19 protein-coding genes and 1 tRNA gene are annotated in these 18,658 nt (G+C 57.5%); 11 read left to right on the forward strand and 9 right to left on the reverse strand.

The genetic code is table 11. The features are described 5' to 3' along the window. Nucleotides 1-49: 49 nt before the first annotated feature. Entirely contained in the window at nucleotides 50-607 is a 558-nt protein-coding gene (locus J4859_RS11005) for a hypothetical protein (protein ID WP_212329817.1), read from the reverse strand. 356 nt (nucleotides 608-963) lie between these two features. On the opposite strand from J4859_RS11005, the gene pbp4b reads away from it, so the two are divergent. Continuing rightward, entirely contained in the window at nucleotides 964-3,030 is a 2,067-nt protein-coding gene (gene pbp4b, locus J4859_RS11010; protein WP_212329818.1) for a penicillin binding protein PBP4B, read from the forward strand. 396 nt (nucleotides 3,031-3,426) lie between these two features. Beyond that, entirely contained in the window at nucleotides 3,427-3,777 is a 351-nt protein-coding gene (locus tag J4859_RS11015) for a hypothetical protein (RefSeq protein ID WP_212329819.1), read from the forward strand. An 18-nt stretch (nucleotides 3,778-3,795) separates the two neighbouring features. Here J4859_RS11015 and J4859_RS11020 read toward each other — a convergent pair whose 3' ends face one another. Next, the gene (locus J4859_RS11020) at nucleotides 3,796-4,032 is read right to left on the reverse strand and encodes a hypothetical protein (protein ID WP_212329820.1); all 237 of its coding nucleotides are present in this window, start codon (nucleotides 4,030-4,032) and stop codon (nucleotides 3,796-3,798) included. A gap of 208 nt (nucleotides 4,033-4,240) precedes the next feature. On the opposite strand from J4859_RS11020, the gene J4859_RS11025 reads away from it, so the two are divergent. From J4859_RS11025 to J4859_RS11065, 9 genes are all read left to right on the forward strand, one after another. Continuing rightward, a complete protein-coding gene (locus tag J4859_RS11025; protein ID WP_212329822.1) occupies nucleotides 4,241-4,438 on the forward strand; it encodes a hypothetical protein in 198 nt (65 codons plus the stop codon). A 740-nt stretch (nucleotides 4,439-5,178) separates the two neighbouring features. Continuing rightward, nucleotides 5,179-5,859 (forward strand): response regulator transcription factor, encoded by a 681-nt coding sequence (locus J4859_RS11030; RefSeq protein WP_212329824.1) that lies wholly within the window; start codon nucleotides 5,179-5,181, stop codon nucleotides 5,857-5,859. After that, nucleotides 5,856-6,938 carry a HAMP domain-containing sensor histidine kinase gene (locus tag J4859_RS11035; protein WP_212329826.1) on the forward strand — a complete coding sequence of 361 codons (1,083 nt, stop codon included), beginning with the start codon at nucleotides 5,856-5,858 and terminating at the stop codon, nucleotides 6,936-6,938. The genes J4859_RS11030 and J4859_RS11035 overlap by 4 nt, the downstream gene beginning before the upstream one ends. An 87-nt stretch (nucleotides 6,939-7,025) precedes the next feature. Continuing rightward, nucleotides 7,026-7,838 (forward strand): ABC transporter ATP-binding protein, encoded by an 813-nt coding sequence (locus tag J4859_RS11040; protein WP_212329828.1) that lies wholly within the window; start codon nucleotides 7,026-7,028, stop codon nucleotides 7,836-7,838. Continuing rightward, on the forward strand, nucleotides 7,828-9,903 hold the full coding sequence (locus tag J4859_RS11045) for an FtsX-like permease family protein (protein ID WP_212329830.1): 2,076 nt from the start codon (nucleotides 7,828-7,830) through the stop codon (nucleotides 9,901-9,903). Before J4859_RS11040 ends, J4859_RS11045 begins: the two co-directional genes overlap by 11 nt. Nucleotides 9,904-10,369: 466 nt before the next feature. After that, nucleotides 10,370-10,513 carry a hypothetical protein gene (locus tag J4859_RS11050; RefSeq protein ID WP_212329832.1) on the forward strand — a complete coding sequence of 48 codons (144 nt, stop codon included), beginning with the start codon at nucleotides 10,370-10,372 and terminating at the stop codon, nucleotides 10,511-10,513. Between the two features lie 123 nt (nucleotides 10,514-10,636). Beyond that, on the forward strand, nucleotides 10,637-10,915 hold the full coding sequence (locus tag J4859_RS11055; protein ID WP_256436878.1) for a transposase: 279 nt from the start codon (nucleotides 10,637-10,639) through the stop codon (nucleotides 10,913-10,915). A gap of 251 nt (nucleotides 10,916-11,166) precedes the next feature. Next, nucleotides 11,167-11,358, forward strand: coding sequence for a hypothetical protein (locus J4859_RS11060; RefSeq protein WP_212329836.1), 192 nt, complete (start codon nucleotides 11,167-11,169; stop codon nucleotides 11,356-11,358). A 73-nt stretch (nucleotides 11,359-11,431) separates the two neighbouring features. Continuing rightward, nucleotides 11,432-11,974, forward strand: a complete 543-nt coding sequence (locus tag J4859_RS11065; protein WP_212329838.1) for a hypothetical protein — start codon at nucleotides 11,432-11,434, stop codon at nucleotides 11,972-11,974. A 265-nt stretch (nucleotides 11,975-12,239) separates the two neighbouring features. Here the strand turns inward: J4859_RS11065 and J4859_RS11070 are convergent. The 7 genes from J4859_RS11070 to J4859_RS11100 all read right to left on the reverse strand — a co-directional run bounded on the left by J4859_RS11070 (nucleotide 12,240) and on the right by J4859_RS11100 (nucleotide 17,669). Then, nucleotides 12,240-12,315: transfer RNA gene (locus J4859_RS11070), tRNA-Phe, on the reverse strand. 138 nt (nucleotides 12,316-12,453) lie between these two features. Next, the gene (locus J4859_RS11075) at nucleotides 12,454-13,173 is read right to left on the reverse strand and encodes a GntR family transcriptional regulator (protein WP_212329840.1); all 720 of its coding nucleotides are present in this window, start codon (nucleotides 13,171-13,173) and stop codon (nucleotides 12,454-12,456) included. An 81-nt stretch (nucleotides 13,174-13,254) separates the two neighbouring features. After that, nucleotides 13,255-13,608 carry an HAD hydrolase-like protein gene (locus tag J4859_RS17815; RefSeq protein ID WP_212329842.1) on the reverse strand — a complete coding sequence of 118 codons (354 nt, stop codon included), beginning with the start codon at nucleotides 13,606-13,608 and terminating at the stop codon, nucleotides 13,255-13,257. Between the two features lie 376 nt (nucleotides 13,609-13,984). Then, complete coding sequence (locus tag J4859_RS11085; RefSeq protein ID WP_212329844.1) at nucleotides 13,985-14,968, reverse strand: SIS domain-containing protein; 984 nt, start codon at nucleotides 14,966-14,968, stop codon at nucleotides 13,985-13,987. Nucleotides 14,969-15,055: 87 nt separating this feature from the next. Continuing rightward, entirely contained in the window at nucleotides 15,056-15,931 is an 876-nt protein-coding gene (locus J4859_RS11090; RefSeq protein ID WP_249113613.1) for a PTS system mannose/fructose/sorbose family transporter subunit IID, read from the reverse strand. Then, nucleotides 15,897-16,712: a PTS sugar transporter subunit IIC gene (locus tag J4859_RS11095; protein WP_212329846.1), complete on the reverse strand. Its 816-nt coding sequence runs from the start codon at nucleotides 16,710-16,712 to the stop codon at nucleotides 15,897-15,899. Before J4859_RS11095 ends, J4859_RS11090 begins: the two co-directional genes overlap by 35 nt. A gap of 30 nt (nucleotides 16,713-16,742) precedes the next feature. Further along, nucleotides 16,743-17,669 carry a PTS mannose/fructose/sorbose transporter subunit IIAB gene (locus J4859_RS11100; RefSeq protein WP_212329848.1) on the reverse strand — a complete coding sequence of 309 codons (927 nt, stop codon included), beginning with the start codon at nucleotides 17,667-17,669 and terminating at the stop codon, nucleotides 16,743-16,745. Nucleotides 17,670-18,658: the final 989 nt, after the last annotated feature.

The raw sequence follows: 18,658 nt of genomic DNA on the forward strand, positions 1-18,658 counted from the left end.
ATAATAGGTCTCTGTGTCCCGAGATATGGGACCCATTCATTCCATCTATTCAGATTGAGCTGCAGGCAACAGATTGCTTAACACCAGGAGCCCTTGTCGTACTCGCGTGCGACCATGCACTGCTGACGTCTGAGCTCTGCTGCAGCCTTCTCCTCCTCGGTAAGCACCTTCGGTGCTGGAGAGCAGGTGTGGAAACAACTTCTTCTGCTGCCGTCTCGCTCTTGGACGAAGAGGGTGTCTTCTTGTGGCTTGCGCGCTTCTTCTTGGGCTGAAGCGTGACCGACCTATCTGCAGGCTGCGCTGCCACAGACACAGCGGGTTGAGGAATCACGGGCTTCTTCTTGCCGTAGCGCAACTTCATATAGAGGTAGATGCCCTCGTTTTGTCCTGTCTTCTGGCAGAAGTCGCAGCGGGGTTCTTCGAGTTCGGGCGCATGTCGAACAAGGTCCTTGCAGATGTCCATGACTGTATCTCTGCTCATGGGATTGCGCCCCGCGCAATCCTTAGGCTGTACGCCGGTGAAGGCCTGAAGCTGCACCTTCTTCTTGAAGCTCGGCTGTTTCAGGTTGCAGCTCAGAGAGGTGAGCTTTCGTGTACTGCTGGCCACAGGGATTCCAGCTCCTCTGTATCGGCTCCCTCACACATCCTGAGAGTCCCCTCGTACACGAGGCTCTGCATAAGCCCATGGTTATAGAGCTCATAGTGCACAGAGAGACGAAAGGCAGTCAAACTTCACATCAGGAGGCCAGATGGAGGCATGAACGAATGGCCTCCATCAGCGAATCTGCCAAGTTTTGAAACGATGTTCCAGGACGTCCAGGACCTGTTGAAAGGGTGGTTCATCTTCCTATACTGAAGCCAAACACTGTGCGAAGCGTGACAAAACACCACAAAGATAGAGTTTTTGCCCTGTCTCAGACCCTGCCATTGCAAAGCCGCACCTGTGGCCTTGAAGGAGAAGCTATGAAACATATGAAACGTGCTCTCGGCGTACTTGCAGCACTTGCGCTTGCCTCGTCGCTTGCTGCCTGCTCGGGAAAGTCTGCGCGGGTCGAAGCAACCGCAGGACCTGATATTCAGGTCACATCGAGCAAGCTTCCGCAAGGCAGCTGGCAGGCAGAGGTGTCTTTCCCTGACTGGGCAGGATACACGGATGACACGCTGGCGCTCAACAGCATGTACAGCTTCAAGGACTACCATGGCCAAGGCACGATCTATGTGAGCGTGGCAGACGGTGTCTCGGACTTCAATCTCTCCATCAACAACCACGCAATCGATACCTCCTCCATGGAGGCAGGCGGGACCTACGCCGTCGATATCTCGAACATCGCACGGGATGGCACGAACAATCTCACGGTCACAGGTATTGAGCCTCACGATACAGAGTCCGCCATCACCGTGCATGTCCCCTATCCCACGGTCCTCGACGGGAGCTTGGAAGATGCCGGAATCAGCCAGGATGCCGTGGATGCAATCTCTGACATCGTGCAGGCAGACATCGATGAAGGCTTCACGAGTGCCCAGATCGCGATCGTGAAGGATGGACGCCTCGTCTACCAGAATGCTTGGGGAAAGCTCGTCTCCTACAGCCAGGATGGGACTTCGAAAACCGACTCTGCCGATGTCACGAACGATACGCTCTACGACCTTGCCTCGAACACGAAGATGTACTCCGTGAACTATGCCCTCCAATATCTCGTGGCAAACGAAGGCTTCGATCTCGACCAGAAGATCTCAGATATCATCGGCCCTGAGTTCATGGACGACACGATCGATATCGCCTACGACGGATACGAAGATCCAGGCCTCGATACAGTGAAGCAGTGGAAGTCTGAGCTCACAGTCCGCGATATCCTCCGCCACCAGGCGGGCTTCCCCGCAGACCCGCAGTACCACAACGACCGCTTCAACCAAGTCACACAGAAGCCAGACCCCGATACGGCAAATGTCCTCTACTCGGGCTCTGACGGCACAGAAGCCACGAGGGAAAAGACGCTCGAGTCCATCTGCATGACGCCACTCATGTATGAGCCGGGAACGAAGACTGTCTACTCCGATGTCGACTACATGCTTCTTGGCTTCATCATCGAAAAGACGACCGGAGAGGACCTCAATACCTTCCTCAAAGAGACCTTCTGGAATCCGATGGGGCTCTCACATATCACCTACCAGCCGCTCGAGCATGGCTTTGCGAAGGATGACTGCGCCGCGACCGAACTTAACGGCAATACCCGCGACGGTGCCATCTCCTTCACTGGCGTGCGCACCGGCACGATCCAGGGCGAGGTCCACGACGAGAAGGCTTACTATGCGATGGCGGGCGTCTCGGGACATGCAGGCCTCTTCGCCAATGCGACCGACCTCGCAAAGCTCGCTTCCGTCATGCTCACGGGCGGCTATGGCACGAACTCCTACTTCTCCCACGATGTGATAGATACATTCACGGCACCGAAGAAGGAAGACGATACCTCAGCGAAGTGGGGCCTCGGCTGGTGGCGCGAGGGCGACATGCAGCGCGCCTGGTACTTCGGGACCGAATCATCCTCCAACACAATCGGACATCAAGGCTGGACCGGCACGCTCACGATGATTGATCCTTCCCAGGACCTCGTGATCGTCTACCTCACGAACAAGATTGACTCCCCTGTGACCGACCCGGAAGCCAACCACAACACCTTCGATGGGAACTGGTACACATCATCGACCCTGGGATTCGTGCCCCAGCTCGTCGAGATGGGCATGGACACAGGCGGGCAAGACCTTTCCTGCACCTATACGCAGCTTCTCTCCGAGATGGCACATGACAAGTTCAGGCTCGTCGCCACGGAAGAGGAGACGCAAGGACACGTCCTTGCGTCAGACCATGCGCTCGTGAAGGCAGCCTATGCGACGGTCGAGGTACTCTTCGATCGAGCCGAGCGCACGGGCGCTCAGAGCGACTGGGATGCAGCGAAGAACGCGATGGCGCTTCTCGACGAGAGGCGGGATGCTACCAAGATCTCGGAGCTCAAAGGCAGGCTCCCGAACTGACCTCGCAGTACATACCAACCTTCCGGGCTGTCCGGCACCCGCCGGGCAGCCCCTTTTCATGCAGGTACCCGAATACGGAAGGTGCCCGAAGATCTCTATTGCTTGTACATTCTATGACGTTGTGTTGTGAAGCGTGAGCTGGCACGATAATGGAGCTCACATATTTGGTGGGAAGGAACTGGCACATAGAAGCATGGCAGAAATTCAGAAGCTCTATCTTGCGGAACATGATCGTGATCGCTCCGCTCTGCCTCGTGGCAGGTTGGACTGTGCCAATATTTCGGACGGTGGATTAGCATTCTGAGTGCAACAGGATAGCCCAGCTCCACAGAGTTGTGGCGCACTCTGGAAGGCTACGATGTTGGTTGTCTCAATCAACGTCGAAAGCTAGAAGGAATGTGCTACTACAAGCATCTCAAGCCCACAGGAGAGGAACTGCATAGCCGAGCTGTGTGGCAGAAGGGAAGCTTCATCGGATACATCGCGCGCAAGATCGGCAAGGACAAATCCAGCGTCTGCCACAAGGTCGAGAAAACCGAGCGGTACAAACGCTTTAGCGCCTGCGCCGCCCCAAAGGAGGGCGCAAGCCCGCTCACGGCAGGGAAAAGCCGAGAAGGAGGCATCAGACCCTGCGCTCGCTCATCGTGGAGGAGCGTTGGTCCCCCAAGCCCCAAGCAGGCAGGCAACATCTGCGCAGGAAGGGGAAGCGAATCTGCAGCAAGAGGCCTAAGACCAAAACTCTGTTAGACCACTGTGGATATGAGGTCATATCGCCTGCTCCCAGTACTTAGGAAACGCAATCGGCATACCCACGTAGCCTCTCCTGGTGGTCTGGTAGACGCCGTCGTGCCCGTGCCTGGTGAACTCAGGGCATCCGCAGTGCGGGCATGTGGCGGACTTGTCGGCCTGCAATGTTAGCTTCTCGGCTATCATCTGCTTGAGGTCGGCGGTAAGTGCGACCTTCTCCTTGCGAGTCAGCCACTTTGCTAGTTGTCGTATCATGTCGAGTATGCGGGGTCTTCTTCAGGTCGGTTTCTTGGTCGAACCCGATTGTAGGGTTACCCCGTGACATCTTTTCGCTTCCCTATATCCACAGTGGTCTAACAGGGTCAAGACCAAAGGCAAGATCGAGATCTTACACAGCGTAAAGGAAAGGCCCAAGCAGGCCGATGAGAGATCTCGTCTCAGCGAGTGGGCAGACGACACGCTCGTGGCAGCGGGACCCGTGTGCCTGCTCGTGCTTGCCGACAGGGCATCGAGGCTGCTTGCCGCGAGAAGATGCCACCACGACAGCGGAAGCGTCTCTAAGGCCGCCTTCGGGCTGCTGCAGGGACGTCCCCTTAAGACGCTCACCCCGGATAGGGGCAAGCAGCTCGCAGGGCATACAGGGCTCACAGATGCCCTTTGAGGCGTGCAGGTCTACTTCTGCGACCCCCACCATCTATGGCAGAAGCTAACAGTTAAGAACACCAACGGGCTCATCCGCGAGTTCTTCCTCTAAGGGCAGCGACTTCGGAAAGGTCACAAACGAGGAGGTGTAGCATGTAGTAGAGCTGATCTGTGACAGGGCGAGGAAGGTCCTTGGATACAGGACAGCCAACGAGGTCTTTAGGGAGATGTTGCACTCAGCTTGACAATCTGCCGCTGCATTGCATTGGATGGTGATATCTGGTCCTCTTCTGATATAGGTTTCGTTCTTTCAAAGAAAGCATCTACTACCTTCGCTGGAATTTTGTTGTTGATCGTTGAGTGGGGACGTTTTCTGTTGTAGTAGCCCTCAATGAATTCAGCTAGCGCATGTGTGGCATCCTTTCTTGTTGCAAAGCCTTCTCACGAGTACATCTCACCTTTAAGAGTGGCAAGGCACTATCGCAGCAGGTGCCCCAGAGGTTGCAGGAGAGCCTCACATCGTTTCCCTAGGGAAACGATGATTAATGCCTATGCCGGCCGCGAAAGGCCACGTGGCTGGTCCACTTTGGCACATTATTGGGAATTAATCATCGCTTCCCTAGTGTCGTTTTCACTGAAAGCCCTTGTTTGATACCTTACAGAACCCCAGAAAGCGGCGCCGTCCACCCGCGTGGCACAAGCGTGCTTCTGCCTTTTTGCGCTAAGGTAGATAGGAAGAAGCGAGCCAAGGAGGGAGACATGGCAAAAATTTGCCTGGTCGAGGACGACCCTGCCGTACGTTCACAGCTCGTGCTCCTGCTCGAGCATGTAGGGCATGAAGTCGAAGCACTTGAGCGCTTCGACCATCTGCCGGAGGATATCCTCGACGCAGAGCCTGACGCCGTGGTCCTGGATCTTGGCCTTCCTGGCACAGATGGCCAGTATGTGACCAGGGCGCTCAGGCAGGAGAGCAAAATCCCCCTCATGGTGCTCACGAACCGCACCTCCGAGCTCGATGAGCTCATGGCCCTCACGATGGGAGCAGACAGCTTTGTCCAGAAGTCTGCCAACCCGCAGCTCATCCTCGCACACCTCGAAGCACTCCTGCGCCGTGGCAAGAGCCAGGCACCTTCAGCTGTACTCTCTGATGGCGGCCTCGCACTCGATACCGTGCGCTCGGAGGCAAGCTACGAGGGTAAGACCGTTGAGCTCTCGCGAAACGAACTCCGGATTCTCGAGCAGCTCATGAGAAAAAAAGGCGGGATCTGTTCCCGCGAAGACCTCATGGAATCCCTCTGGACAAGCGATGCCTTTGTCGACGACAATACCCTTACCGTGAACGTGAACAGGCTCCGCCAAACGCTCTCGCGCCTGGGACTCAAGTCTGCTGTCGTCACATTCCGTGGCCAGGGCTATGCCCTGAGACTGGAGCAGACATGAGTTTCGCGACCTACATCAGAAGCCATGCACTGCGCCTTATCGCAAGTCTCGTGCTCCTTGCAGCCTTGGCAGTCCTGCTTCCGCCCCTCGGCGTGAGCACCGACGGCATGATCCTTATCCTCATCATTGCTGCCATCCTCGAAGCAGCGCCCCTCCTCTGGGGCTATGCACGGAGCCGCCAGTTCACACACGACCTCGAAGAGCTCGCAGACGAAGGGCCAGATACCCTCGCCTATGCACGGAATATCGAGGAGCCAAGCTATCCCGAAGGAGAGCTCTCCTGGCAGGCTATCCAAAGCCTCGTGCGTACTGCCCAGGCAGAAAGCCACGAGGCAGAGGCAGCAGTCGAGGAATACCACCAGTATGTGGAGACCTGGGTGCACGAGATCAAGACGCCACTTGCTGCCGTGCGTCTCATGCTTGCAAATACTGACGCACCCGATACAGCAGCTGTCTCCCGCGAGATCAGCCGCATCGATGCCTATGTCGAGCAGGCGCTCTACTATGCAAGGAGTACCTCGGTCGAAAAAGACTACCTGGTCCGGAGCATTCCTGCTGACGAGCTCGTGAAGGAAGCTGTGCGCTCCCGTGCCCGCACGCTCATTGAGGCGCATATGGCAGTTGATATGTCGGGCCTCACAGAAAAAGATGGCACCTCTCCCATCCTTATCTGCGACCCAAAGTGGATGGACTTCATCGTGGGGCAGCTCATCGACAACGCCGTGAAGTACCGCGCGGACGAGGCACATGACGGACGGACGCCCCAGATCTCGTTTGCGGCACGCACCGAGGAGGCAGGCACAGCCCAGGAGCATGCCGTGCTCCGGATTGCTGACAACGGCTGTGGGATATCGGCGGCAGACCTTCCCCGCATCTTTGAGCGGAGCTTTACCGGCAAGAACGGGCGAAGCCACAGCAAGGCGACCGGTATGGGACTCTTCCTTGTCCGGACCCTCTGCCAGAAGATGGGCCTTTCTGTCACCGTGTGCTCGAAGGAAGGGAAAGGCACGGCCTTCGAGATCGCTTTCCCGCAGGAGCGCTCACGCTTCGACGAAGGAACCAAGCTTACAGAACTGTAAGCCTTTGTTAGCGGCTTCGATGGCAGGCAGAGCCCCTTTCGGCGAATATGATTGCGACAGAAAGCAACACGAAAGAAGGAGTCCACCATGCCACACCATCTCAAGAGAACCAGATCGTCCTTTGTCCCCGACAATAACTCGCCTGTCCTCGAGATCTCTGCACTCACGAAGGTCTACGGAGGCAAGAATGCTCCGACAAAGGCTTTGAACGGCGTCAGTCTCACAGTGCAGCGCGGCGACCTCGTTGCAATCATGGGCCCATCAGGCTCCGGCAAGTCGACGCTTCTGAACTGTATCGCGACGATCGATACGCCGACCTCTGGCACGATCCGCATTGCCGGCACCGATACGGCACGCATCTCCCGCTCGGGTCTTGCCGACTTCCGCCGCACCCAACTCGGCTTCATCTTCCAGGACTCGAACCTGCTTGACACGCTCACAGCCCGCGAGAACATTGCGCTGCCTCTCACAATTGGACATGTGCCGGCAGACCAGATCCTGAAGTCGGTCGAGGGCATCGCCAGGTCCTTGGGCGTCGCCGACGTCCTCGACAAGTATCCCTACCAGATGTCCGGTGGCCAGCGCCAGCGCATCGCCTGCGCCCGAGCGCTTGTGACACGCCCCCAGCTCGTGCTTGCAGACGAGCCGACAGGCTCCCTGGATTCCAAGAACGCGAAGCTCCTGCTCGAGAGCCTCGAGGCCATCAACCGCGCCCAGAAAGCCACGGTGCTCATGGTGACGCACGACGAGACAGCTGCCTCGTTCTGCAGGAGGGTGCTCTTCATCCGTGACGGCAAAGTATTCACCGAGCTCGTGCGCGGAAGCGATACCCGCCGCGAGTTCTTCGAGAAGATCATGCAGATCGTAGCAGTGCAGGGAGGGGTCGACAATGCTCGCTAAGCTTGCCTTCGGCAACATGCGCAAGCTCATGCATGACTATGCCGTATACTTCCTGACGCTTGTCATGGGCGTCGCTATCTTCTATGCGTTCAACACGATCTCCGTGCAGGCAGATTTCCTGTCGAACTCGGTCTCCGAAGCTCTGCAACAGGCTGGCCGGATCATGAACGACCTCACGGTCTTCCTCGCCGTCATCATGGGCTTCCTCATGGTGTACGCAAACAACTTCCTCATGCGCAGGAGAAAGAAGGAGCTCGGCCTCTACCAGGTCCTCGGCATGCGTGCAGGCCAAGTGAACGTGATCCTCACGCTCGAGACCTTGATGGTGGCCCTCATCTCCTTTGTCGTCGGCATCGCGCTCGGTGCCCTCATCTCCCAGCTCCTGCTCTTCGTCACGGCAGACATGTTCGCGACGAAAGTCGACAACTTCCGCTTCTTCTTCTCCATCGATGCCTTTGTGCTCACGTTCTTCTGCTTTGCCATCACCTTCCTTGTCATGATGGTCTTCAACTCCATCACGCTCTCCCACGTACGCTTGATCGAGCTCATGAGCGCTAGCAGAAAGAACGAGAAGCAGTTTGTCCGGCATCTGCCGCTCTCCCTTGCCCTCACAGTTCTTGGCCTTATCCTCATGGGCTATGCATACTGGCGCCTCACAACCCAGGGCTTTCCTCTCGGCGGCTCCAACCCCGAGCCAGGGCAGACAACGACCAATGACTTCCTTGTCACGACCGCGCTTGTCGTTGCCGGCACCTTCATCTTCTTCTACGGCTTTGCAGGCAGCATCACGCTCATCCTCCAACGCATGAAGAAGCATTACTGGTCAGGTCTCCACATGTTCACGACCCGCCAGATCGCGTCCCGCATCAACACCGCCGCAGCATCGATGGGCCTCATCGCACTCATCCTCTTCTTCGCGATGACAGCAATGACATCGGGCATGAGCATCTGTGCGACGCTCAACAAGGCTTATGAGGAAGGCGTGCCCTTCGATGCCTCGATCGACGTTGTCGACACCTCTGGCGAGGAGAAGACGTTCGACTGGGATGCCTTTGCAAAGAGGGCAGGAGTTAACTTCAACTCGATCGGAAACACTGTCTCCTTCCGCATCGGATACATGACAGACGGCGAGGGCATCAACATGATCCAGACTCTCCAGGAGATGTCTGCTTTCACAGGTAAGAGTATCCCTCAGGGCTTCGAGCAGATCGTCGCCGGACAGGCCCTCTCCCTTTCTGACTACAATGCCCTGCGCACATTCAAGGGGCTCGACCCGGTCTCGCTCGATAAGGATCAGTACCTCTATCTCTGCAACATGGACCAGCTCGAGAGCTTCGTGAACACAGCTCTTGAGCAGGGCTTCACCATCACGGCAGCAGGACGCACGCTCACCCCTGCCCGCACCACCGTGATCGACGATAATTCCTGCATTCCCCTGAACGACTCCGTGGGCAAGACTCCAGGCATCTACGTCGTCGCAGATGATATTGCCGCCGAGCTCCCGAACTACCATTGGGTACTCGATCTTAACTACAGCGTCTCCACCGAAAACGGCGATCTGGCTGTGAAGAATCTCCAGGACACGATTGCTGCTTCGGACGACGAGCTCTACGTCGCCTCCGAGACAAAGACCGACGCTGCACTCGAAGGCACCACAATGACGGGCCTCACCTCCTATATGGCCATCTACATCGGCTTTATCCTCGTCATTGCCTGCGCCGCTATCCTTGCAATCCAGCAGCTCTCCAACGCCTCCGACTCTGCCATGGGCTACCGCACGCTCTCGGAGCTCGGCTGCTCCGAAAATACTATCTTCTCCTCGCTCAGGACCCAGGTCATCTTTGCCTTCGCACTACCTCTTGTCGTCGGCATCGCCCACAGCATCTGCGCCACCACTGCCGTGAACAAGCTTCTCCTCACGTTCGGACATGCGAGCATCATCGAGAGCGTCGGACTCGGCATCGCAATCTTCACCCTCGTCTATGGGGGATACCTGGCACTCACCTATCGCATGGCGCACGGCATCGTGAAGGGCGCCATCAGAAGCGCACGCCACGCCCTGTAGGACAGCCTGCAGAACCGCACCAATGCCTGGATGCAGTCTATGCTACATCCGGGCATCTTCTCTAGCCTCTCATAGCCAAGTACAATCTCAAGACTTGAGGAATAGCGTTGCTGGCGGATAGCTCACCTGATACACTGAAAGAACTCCAATCACTGCGTAGCCACGTCTGCAGGCGGGGGCGACGCGAGTGTTACGACCTATGAAGCCCGATTGCCACCGGGCTTCAACCACCTCAGCGCGTCCTCCTTTGATGCTTTATATTCCCTTACAAGCCTAATTTGCATAGCTGAGCTGGCTGACGGAGATATCAACTCCCTGAGCTTGCCTCCTTATGATAGTAGTCCCGCTATCTAAGCGTCGCCCGACACCCATGCCACTCTCTCGGCTATGCTGCTGTCAACGTTGCGCGACACCTAGCAAAGATCGAGCCATCCTCTGAATGTCGGAAGCCCTGAGGCTGCCATATATGCTGAAGAACTTCTTGAACAGCCCGTACCCCTCGTCGATCCTGCAAAGCGAGTTCCGGCCGTCGGGAAGTCTGAGGCATGCCTTCGCGTTGTATGCCTCGCTCTTCGGATGCAGGCCTCTCGACGAGGACGCACAGGGATGACTTGACCTGTATCGTTTTTTCGGACAGTGCACCCCAAGCGGCTGTGGGCGGGGCTGTGCTTAGAGCTCGTGGAGATGTTCAACTGCGCCATGCTTAAGGAGGCCCTGGGCCCGCCGCGACGAGATCGCCGAGGAGGCGCCCGAGGCGGTGGCGCGCCTGGACGCCGGGTTTAAGGACGCGATGACGGTCATGGCCCTCCCGCCGGCGATGCGCAGCTGCACCAGGACGTCGAACTACCTCGAGAGGCTCAACGCAGAGGGGATGCGCCGGGCGAAGGTCATCGGCGTGTTCCCGAGTAAGGGCTCGCTAATAAGGCTCGTCGGGACCTACCTCATCGAGGAGAATGACAGGTGGGCTGCCAAGAGCAAGCAGTACTGGCTGCCGGTGGTCGAGGAGCTATGAGAGGAGGAAGGGGGATCTCGAGGAGATAGCCCGCACGCAGCGGCGGATGAGGCTCGCTTCGTGACGGCTCGCAGAGGCGTTTGCTTATGAGGCACTTTACACACGATTTCGGACTCGACTAGATATCACCATCCAATGCAGCTTAAGATTAGCATTCTGAGTGCAACAGGATGGCCCGCTGAATGCAAGCGTGGCACACTCCGGAAGGCTACGATGTTGGTTGTCTCAATCAACGTTGAAAGCTAGAAGGAATGTGCCACTACAAGCATCTCAAGCCTACAGGAGAGGGACTGCATAGCCGAGCTGCGTGGCACAAGGGAAGGCCAATTGCCTATATCGCGGCAGAGATTGGCAAGGACAGCTCCAGCGTCTGCCACAAGCTCAAGAGGAACGCACGCCACGGCCGCTTTAGGGCATGTGCTGCCCAAAAGGAGGGCGGATGAGCGCCACAGGAGATGCAGGGCGAAAAGGAGGCTTTCAGACCCTGCGCTTGCACAGAAGGTGCGCTTACTCATCATGGACAGACACTGGTCCCTGGAGGAGATAGACTATATCTCAGGCTCGAGGGTGGCGGCAGGTGCACCGTTGAGCCTGCCGACTATTCTTACCGGCAGGTCCGTAGCCGCCGCCCTCGACCTGCCGGAAGCCGGCCCGCAAGGCCAGGTGCGGCGCCACCTGCGCAGGAAGGGGAAGAGAATCCGCAGCAAGAGGCCTAAGATCAGGGGCAAGATTGAGATCTTACACAGCGTAAAGGAGAGGCCAAAGCAGGCCGATGCGAGGTCTTGCCTCGGAGAGTGGGAGGACGACACGCTCGTGGCAGCGGGGCCCATGTGTCTGCTCGTGCTTGCCGACAGGGCATTAAGGCTGCTTGCCGCGAAGAGAGCCACCACGACAGCGGGAGTGTCTCTAAGGCCGAGGTCGGGCTGCTGCAGGGACGTCCCCTTAAGACGCTCACTCCTAAGTGGGGCAAGCAGCTCGCAGGGCATACAGAGCTCACAAAGGCCTTGGGAGACGTGCAGTTCTACTTCTGCGACCCCCACCATCTATGGCAGAAGCTAACAGTTAAGAACACCAACGGGCTCCTGCGGGAGTTCTTCCCCTAAGGGCAGCGACTTCGGCAAGGTCACAAACGAGGAGGTGCAGCATGCGGTAGAGCTGATCTGCGACAGGCCAAGAAAGGTCCTGAAATACAGGACAGCCAACGAGGTCTTTAGAGAGATGTTGCACTCAGCTTGACAATCTGCCGAGTCAAATATTACAGCACTGGATAGGCCTAACAAGAAAAACAGGTCAGAGCACCAAATACCCTGACCTGTATCTTTCATGGTGGCGGGGAAGGGAATCGAACCCCTGACACGGGGATTTTCAGTCCCCTGCTCTACCAACTGAGCTACCCAGCCGAAGTGCGCTCTCTTGCGTGCTTGTCTATAGTAACAGACTGCTCCCCCAAGTCAAAGAACTTTTTTATTTTTGGTTCAATCCTAAAAGCTGTGGGTAGATGCCCATGGCTTTTAGGATTGAACCGGAAGTTCTACATATCAGAGGTCGATCTCGTACCTTCCGCCCACGAAGTAGTCGCGGCCGATGCATACGGGCTTCTCATCCGCGTCGACATAGCCTGTACTGCTGTAGATGAGCGGGTCGCCGGCAGAGACCTCAAGTAGCTGCGCCTGCTCGGTAGATGCCTTCACCGCGTTGATGGTCCAGACAGGGTTGTGGTCCGGACGGCGCCCCAGCACATGCTCGATTGTGTCAAACATGGAAACGTCCTCGAGCGGCGCCGTGAGCAGGTCGCGAGCCCATTCGTAGGGCAGGATCACACGTTCGTCGCATACCGGCAGGTCGTCCGCTGTCCTCACGCGACGCACCAGGAGCATAAGCGTTCCCTCCGGCATCCCAAAAAACTCGAGCTCGTCATTCCTCCCGGGGGTTATCTGCCTGTCTATCACACGCGCCCCCGGACGCACACCAATTTCTTGGCACATCTTCGTGAACGTGCTGATGTCACGCGTGCGGGACAGGTGTCGACTGATGTGACGTGCGCCCACGAACGTTCCACGCCCCTGCATCTTTACCAAGTAACCGTCGGAGCAGAGGTCCTCGATCGCACGACGAACTGTGATGCGACTCACCTGATATCTCTGGCTGAGCTCGGCCTCGGAGGGAATCCTATCGCCGTTCTTATAGGTGCCATTCTTGATGGCACCCTTGAGGTCGTCGTAGATCTGCTGATAGAGCGGCGTTGCCGTGCTTCTCATCCTTTGCCTTCCAAACGCATGCCGCGAGGCGTTCCCATGTCATCGCTTACGTCCAAAACGTATGTTACCTGTCATCATAGTTTAACCGAGCGAACAACTCAACCACCACGTCCATCCCCCCTGATCGAGGCTCACGCTTGGCCGGGGCCGCAGCGCGCACACACGAGCGCGCCCGACGCCTCGCCGGCGCGTATGCCAACGGGAGGAATCCTCCACCACGACGCAATCTCGCGCACGGACGCCAAGCAGCTCCATCGCAGTATGGTAGATCTCAGGTGAGGACTTGAACTCATGGCACTCCTCCCTACTAATGACAGGTCTCACATAGGACATGGCCCTTGTCGCCCGCATAGACTCCTCGATGAACTCAGGGCCTGGCGACGAGCGGATGGCGCAAAGCACGCTACGTGAGTGCAAGTCATGCACCACGGGCATCGCATCGAGATTCGCGACCCCCACCAGAGCATGGGGTACGCGTCGGAGTACAAGCGATAGCCGTCCTGCAGGTGTTCGTGCAGCTCCGGGTCGCTTGGCACGAGCTCCTCCCAGATGGCACGGTCGTTGCTACCGCTGAAGTCGGGAACCGTGTCGAAGTGAAAGCCCTTCTCCACCAGATAGTCCACACGGCGCCTGTTGTAAAACTGCTCCGTGAACGCGAGCATTCCATTCATGTCAAACAGCACAGCACGCACCATGCGACACCCCCAAATGAACCATCCCACGTGGACGAGAAAAGCATTCGTACCCAGTGGTCTGCGTCTACAAAAAGCAGGCCGTCTACACGAGGACGGCCTGCGACACGCGGCAAATTCTAGTACTGGAGCTTCCACATGTAGCGACGCATGGTGAGCGGGTGCTGCCTCGCCTCGGAAATCTTCTCGGCGTACACGCGCATGACGGCGGTATGAACAAAGGGGTTGAAGTACGTGGCGACCTTCGAGCCTACGACGCCGGACAGGCCATAGTCCTTAGCGTCGATAACGGCGACCTTGGCGTCGAAGCGCTGCATGAACGTGAGAGCGCGCGCATCCATCGGACGGGTCGCACCATCGCTCATAAAGAGCAGGTAGGGCTTGTCCTTCTCGGTCAGCTCGAAAGGGCCATGGAAGTATTCGCCGGAGTTGTATGCGACGGAGTCGAGCCACTGCATCTCGGAAAACAGGAACATGGACGTGGAGTAGGCGACCTTCGCGCTCGCGCCCGAGCCCATGACATAGATGAGCTGGTCGTCCTTGAAGTCGCTTGCGAACCCGCTCGCGAGCTTGCCCGCGTGCTCAGCCGCATCCTCGGCGAGGTCATACACCTTGTTGAGACCGTTAACCATGCCCTCGTAAAGGTCCGTGCCCTCCACCTGCTGGAGCAGCTCGACCGCGAGGGCCAGGGCGTAGCCCATCTTCTCCACCTTGGCGGCATAGTTCTTCTCGAAGCCATGCACGATCACATGATCGACGCCCCCGGTCAGTGGGGAGGTTGCGTTGTACGTGATGGCCGTCACGGGAGCGCCAAGCGCCTTGGCCGTACCGTTGGCCTTTACGGTCTCGGGTGTAGTGCCGCCGAGTGAGCAGGTGACAACGAAGGTGTTGGGACTCACCCAGGCCGGGGTGTCGTAGTTGAACTCGTTGGCAGTGAAGAGCTGTACGTTCAGGGTGCGGGTGTTATTCGCCAGGAAGTACTTTGCGGGATAGAGCTCGCTCATCGATGCACCACAGCCAACGAACGCCACGGAGTCAATCTGGTGGTCCTTGAGGACGTCCGCCACGATCTGCTTGGGCTTGCTGAGGTCAATTTCAAACATGAATGTATCTTATCTCCTTTTTCTTGTTCGGAAGACACCGATTGCCTTCCATTTTTACCTGTAGTTACTACCTGCCCGTGGCGATTACTATGCCAGGATTCCGAGGACCGAGAGCAGGATTCCGCCGAAGATGCAGACCATGAGGATCCAGCCTGACTTGACGTTCTTCTTGATGAGCCAATACATAAGCCCCATGAGAGCGAGGGAGATCATCTGGGGCATGATGCCGTCCAGGATCTTCTGGATCTTCACCGTGCCATGCACGAAAGTCGCCGGCGCCGTCGCCCCAATGAGGGTCGCGACCATAGCACCGATTGCCATAAGACCCACAATGCCGCAGACGTACATCACACGGTCCATGAGGTCGCCGTGCTGCATCTTCTCAAGGAAGTCACGACCGCCCTCATACCCAAGCTTTGCGCCGAACCACGTGACGAGCACCGACGGGATGATCGAGATGACCATTGCGAGCACGGGCCCAAGGAAGGAACCCTGCTTTGCCAGGCTCACACCGAGACCGAACGCGATTACACGAATCGTGCCCTGGAAGAACGAGTCGCCAATGCCGGAGAGCGGTCCCATCAGCGATGTCTTCATGGCGTTGATGGTATCTGGGTCGAAGGCCTTGGGGTCCTCGGCAAGCTCCTCCTCCATCGAGGCAGAGAGGCCAAGCACGAAGGCGCTCGTCTGCGGGGTACAGTTGTAGAACGCCATGTGACGACGGTACGCTTCCTTCTTGCGCTCCATCTGCTCCGGATCCGTGTCCGTATTGGGGTAGCAGCGATCGATCGTGGGAGCGATGCCATACATGAAGCCCATGTTCATCTGGCGCTCGTAGTTCCAAGAGTCCTGGATGGCCCAGCTGCGCCAGAAGAACTGGCTGATCTTCTTGCGAGTAGAGACTTCGTTCATAGCCATATCCTTCTCCTTACTCATCATCGTCTTCAAGGGGGTCGTAGTCATCGGACGAGGGAAGCGTCGCCGCGCCGCCACCGATCGCTGCCACCTTGCGGCCAAACTTGAGGTCCGTCAGCACGAGCGCAGCCGTGACGCCAAGCAGGGAGACCGCCGTAACGGAAAGCTTGAGATAGGCGGCCAGCAAGAATCCGATGAAGAAGAAAACACCCATGCCCTTCTTGAGAGAGAGCGAGAGGAGCAGCGCGAGACCGTAGGCGGTGAGGAACTTGGTCGCGACGTTCAGCCCCGTGGTAAGCCAACCGGGTATGAAGCTCACGATGCTCTTCACGAGGTCGGTGCCCAGAAGGATGGCGAAGAACGTGGGAACGAAGTACATGAGGGAGTAGAGGATGGTACCGACCACGATGTGCATGTACTGAGCCCTCTTGAACCTACCCTCCTCAATTGCGGCGTCAGCCACATGTCCGAGCACGGCGATGATTGAGCGGAACACGATGCCGAGGAGCTGACCCAAGACGGCCACGGGCACCGCGATGGTCATGGCGGTTTCCGCCGTGGCGCCCGTGAGGCAGGCAAACGCCGACGCGATGATGCCACCGAGCACCATGTCGGCCGGGACTGCAGCACCGACCTGCACAAGGCCCATGCTCACGAGCTCGGTCGCCGCGCCGACGGCAAGGCCGGTCATGGGATCGCCGAGCACAACGCCCACAAGTGTCGCACCGATGAGTGGCTGCTCGAAGTTGAGACGACCGAGCAAGCGCGAGTCAAGCATGCAGAACACACTGACCAGACCCACGAGCAGGGCGCTAACGAACATGTTCATTGCTTCTCCTTTCGAAAGTCGTGCCGAGAGCTACAGCTTTTCGGTCACGTCCACCCGCGGGAGTGCGGGAGTCTGTTGCACGTAGATCTTCACGTCCATGTCGAGAAGTGCGTTAATGTCGGCCTTCTGGACGTCATCCAGGAAGACGGAGGACCCCTTGCCGCCGATCATCTGAGCACCGTCGTGATTGGCGGTCGCTCCGAGGTTCACCGCACCCAGGCAGTAGGACTCGTAGAACCTGCGCAGCTCGGACGTATTACCAAAGACAAACATGACCTTCTCGCCCAACGTGTTGAGCTTTGCCATCTTCTTGAGGGCACGGTCGACGGTGAAGACGTTCAAACGCACGCCCGTGGGTTTGGCAAGACGGAGCGCACCCCTTCTGACCTCGTCGTTTGCAGTGGCATCATCCACCACGATGATTCGCTCGGCTCCCACCTTCGTGACCCAGGAGAATACGACCTGACCATGGAGCAGGCGATAGTCGAGCCTCGTGAGGACAATCTTCGCGGGACCACCATTGGCTTTTGGACGTCCCGTGGTCTGAGCCTGAGGCTCTTGTGTGGGTGCATCAGGATGCGCGCAGTTCACGATGCCGCGCCTCCCCTCCGCTACGAGATCGCGCACCGCGGCGTCATCGAGCCTCTTGTCGGAAAGCACCAGGGTCAGGACTATGGGCATGTTCATCCCGGCAATCACGGTGACACCCGGATGACTTGCTTGGTACTCGACCATCGAGTTGTTGACGCTTGAGCCCAGCATGTCTGTGAGTACGTACACGGCATCCTGGGGATCGAATCCGCTGGCAAGTCGCTCGACCTTGCTTGTGATGGGCTCCTTGTCATCACGAAGCAGCGAGACTGCATGCACATTCGGGGCATCCCCCACGATCATGTGGACGGTGTCCAGCGCCCCCGTTGCAAGCCCGCCATGAGACGCAAGGATCACTTGGTTCATGTGCGCTCGACCTCCTTTGTTGATCTGACATTACAGTCATTATATACGTCTTATTGTTAATGTAATAGTGGTCTATAACATCTTGTAATAAACGGTTACTTTTCTGCCGTGAACGGTCCCTCCTACGGAAATGTGCCAGCCACAATCGCTTGTGGCTGGCACATTTGGTGGAACTGCGCTCATCACGAGATTCCGGCTACTGCCCTTGCCCACGGGCGAGGATTCCGGATATCCCCCCGTGCTTTCCTAGGGAAACGATGATTAATGCCCCATAACGTGTCAGAGGGGACCGGCCACACGGCCTTTCTAGGGAAACGATGATTAATGCCCATGCTGGCCGCGAAAGGCCACATAGCTGGTCCTTTCTGGCACATCATTGAGAATTAATCACCGTTTCCCTAGGCCGGTATGCGGGAAAGGCAGGGAAGGATGCCCATCCAGCACGTGCAGGAGCCGCTATCCTTACATCCGTCCTGCCCCATGCACCGCAAGAAGGCTCCAAGACAGATCAAGTGACTCTGGGAGCCGGGAGGTGCAGCCTGCCGGCAAAGATGTACATGGGTAAGGTTTGCAAGGGCGAGGCAGACTTGAGTGTGCAGGCATCTTCTCTATCCTTCTGTAGCGCTTCCTTAAGGGGCAGAAGCGCCGCTTCACGATAAGGAAGGGATGCTTCTACCTTTGAGCGGCCGGAGGCCTTCCTGGACTCGATGCCCTTCTCGGAGAAGAGCGCACAGGCAAGGCCCTCTCTAGTCGAAGGCTTCCTTGCAACACTTTAGCGCATAGATGAGAGGTGTGGGTCTTTATGCGTCCTTAAGGGCGCTTCGCTATACCTATATAGCCTAAAGTCTGCGCAGCAGAACCTGTCATACTTTCTCACGTGACCTGTGTCAATATTTCGGACGACGGATTAGCATTCTAAGTGCAACAGGATGGCCCGCTGAATGCAGGCGTGGCACACTCCGGAAGGCTACGATGTTGGTTGTCTCAGT

The organism is Atopobium sp. oral taxon 416 (genome assembly GCF_018128285.1).
GTDB lineage: Bacteria > Actinomycetota > Coriobacteriia > Coriobacteriales > Atopobiaceae > Olsenella_L.

Bases quoted from the DNA above. Each gene is read 5' to 3' on its own strand.
- pbp4b (WP_212329818.1), top strand. From the start codon at position 964: ATGAAACATATGAAACGTGCTCTCGGCGTACTTGCAGCACTTGCGCTT.
- J4859_RS11015 (WP_212329819.1), top strand. From the start codon at position 3,427: ATGTGCTACTACAAGCATCTCAAGCCCACAGGAGAGGAACTGCATAGC.
- J4859_RS11020 (WP_212329820.1), bottom strand. From the start codon at position 4,032: ATGATACGACAACTAGCAAAGTGGCTGACTCGCAAGGAGAAGGTCGCA.
- J4859_RS11030 (WP_212329824.1), top strand. From the start codon at position 5,179: ATGGCAAAAATTTGCCTGGTCGAGGACGACCCTGCCGTACGTTCACAG.
- J4859_RS11035 (WP_212329826.1), top strand. From the start codon at position 5,856: ATGAGTTTCGCGACCTACATCAGAAGCCATGCACTGCGCCTTATCGCA.
- J4859_RS11040 (WP_212329828.1), top strand. From the start codon at position 7,026: ATGCCACACCATCTCAAGAGAACCAGATCGTCCTTTGTCCCCGACAAT.
- J4859_RS11045 (WP_212329830.1), top strand. From the start codon at position 7,828: ATGCTCGCTAAGCTTGCCTTCGGCAACATGCGCAAGCTCATGCATGAC.
- J4859_RS11050 (WP_212329832.1), top strand. From the start codon at position 10,370: ATGCTGAAGAACTTCTTGAACAGCCCGTACCCCTCGTCGATCCTGCAA.
- J4859_RS11060 (WP_212329836.1), top strand. From the start codon at position 11,167: ATGTGCCACTACAAGCATCTCAAGCCTACAGGAGAGGGACTGCATAGC.
- J4859_RS11065 (WP_212329838.1), top strand. From the start codon at position 11,432: ATGGACAGACACTGGTCCCTGGAGGAGATAGACTATATCTCAGGCTCG.
- J4859_RS11075 (WP_212329840.1), bottom strand. From the start codon at position 13,173: ATGAGAAGCACGGCAACGCCGCTCTATCAGCAGATCTACGACGACCTC.
- J4859_RS17815 (WP_212329842.1), bottom strand. From the start codon at position 13,608: ATGCCCGTGGTGCATGACTTGCACTCACGTAGCGTGCTTTGCGCCATC.
- J4859_RS11085 (WP_212329844.1), bottom strand. From the start codon at position 14,968: ATGTTTGAAATTGACCTCAGCAAGCCCAAGCAGATCGTGGCGGACGTC.
- J4859_RS11090 (WP_249113613.1), bottom strand. From the start codon at position 15,931: ATGACTACGACCCCCTTGAAGACGATGATGAGTAAGGAGAAGGATATG.
- J4859_RS11095 (WP_212329846.1), bottom strand. From the start codon at position 16,712: ATGAACATGTTCGTTAGCGCCCTGCTCGTGGGTCTGGTCAGTGTGTTC.
- J4859_RS11100 (WP_212329848.1), bottom strand. From the start codon at position 17,669: ATGAACCAAGTGATCCTTGCGTCTCATGGCGGGCTTGCAACGGGGGCG.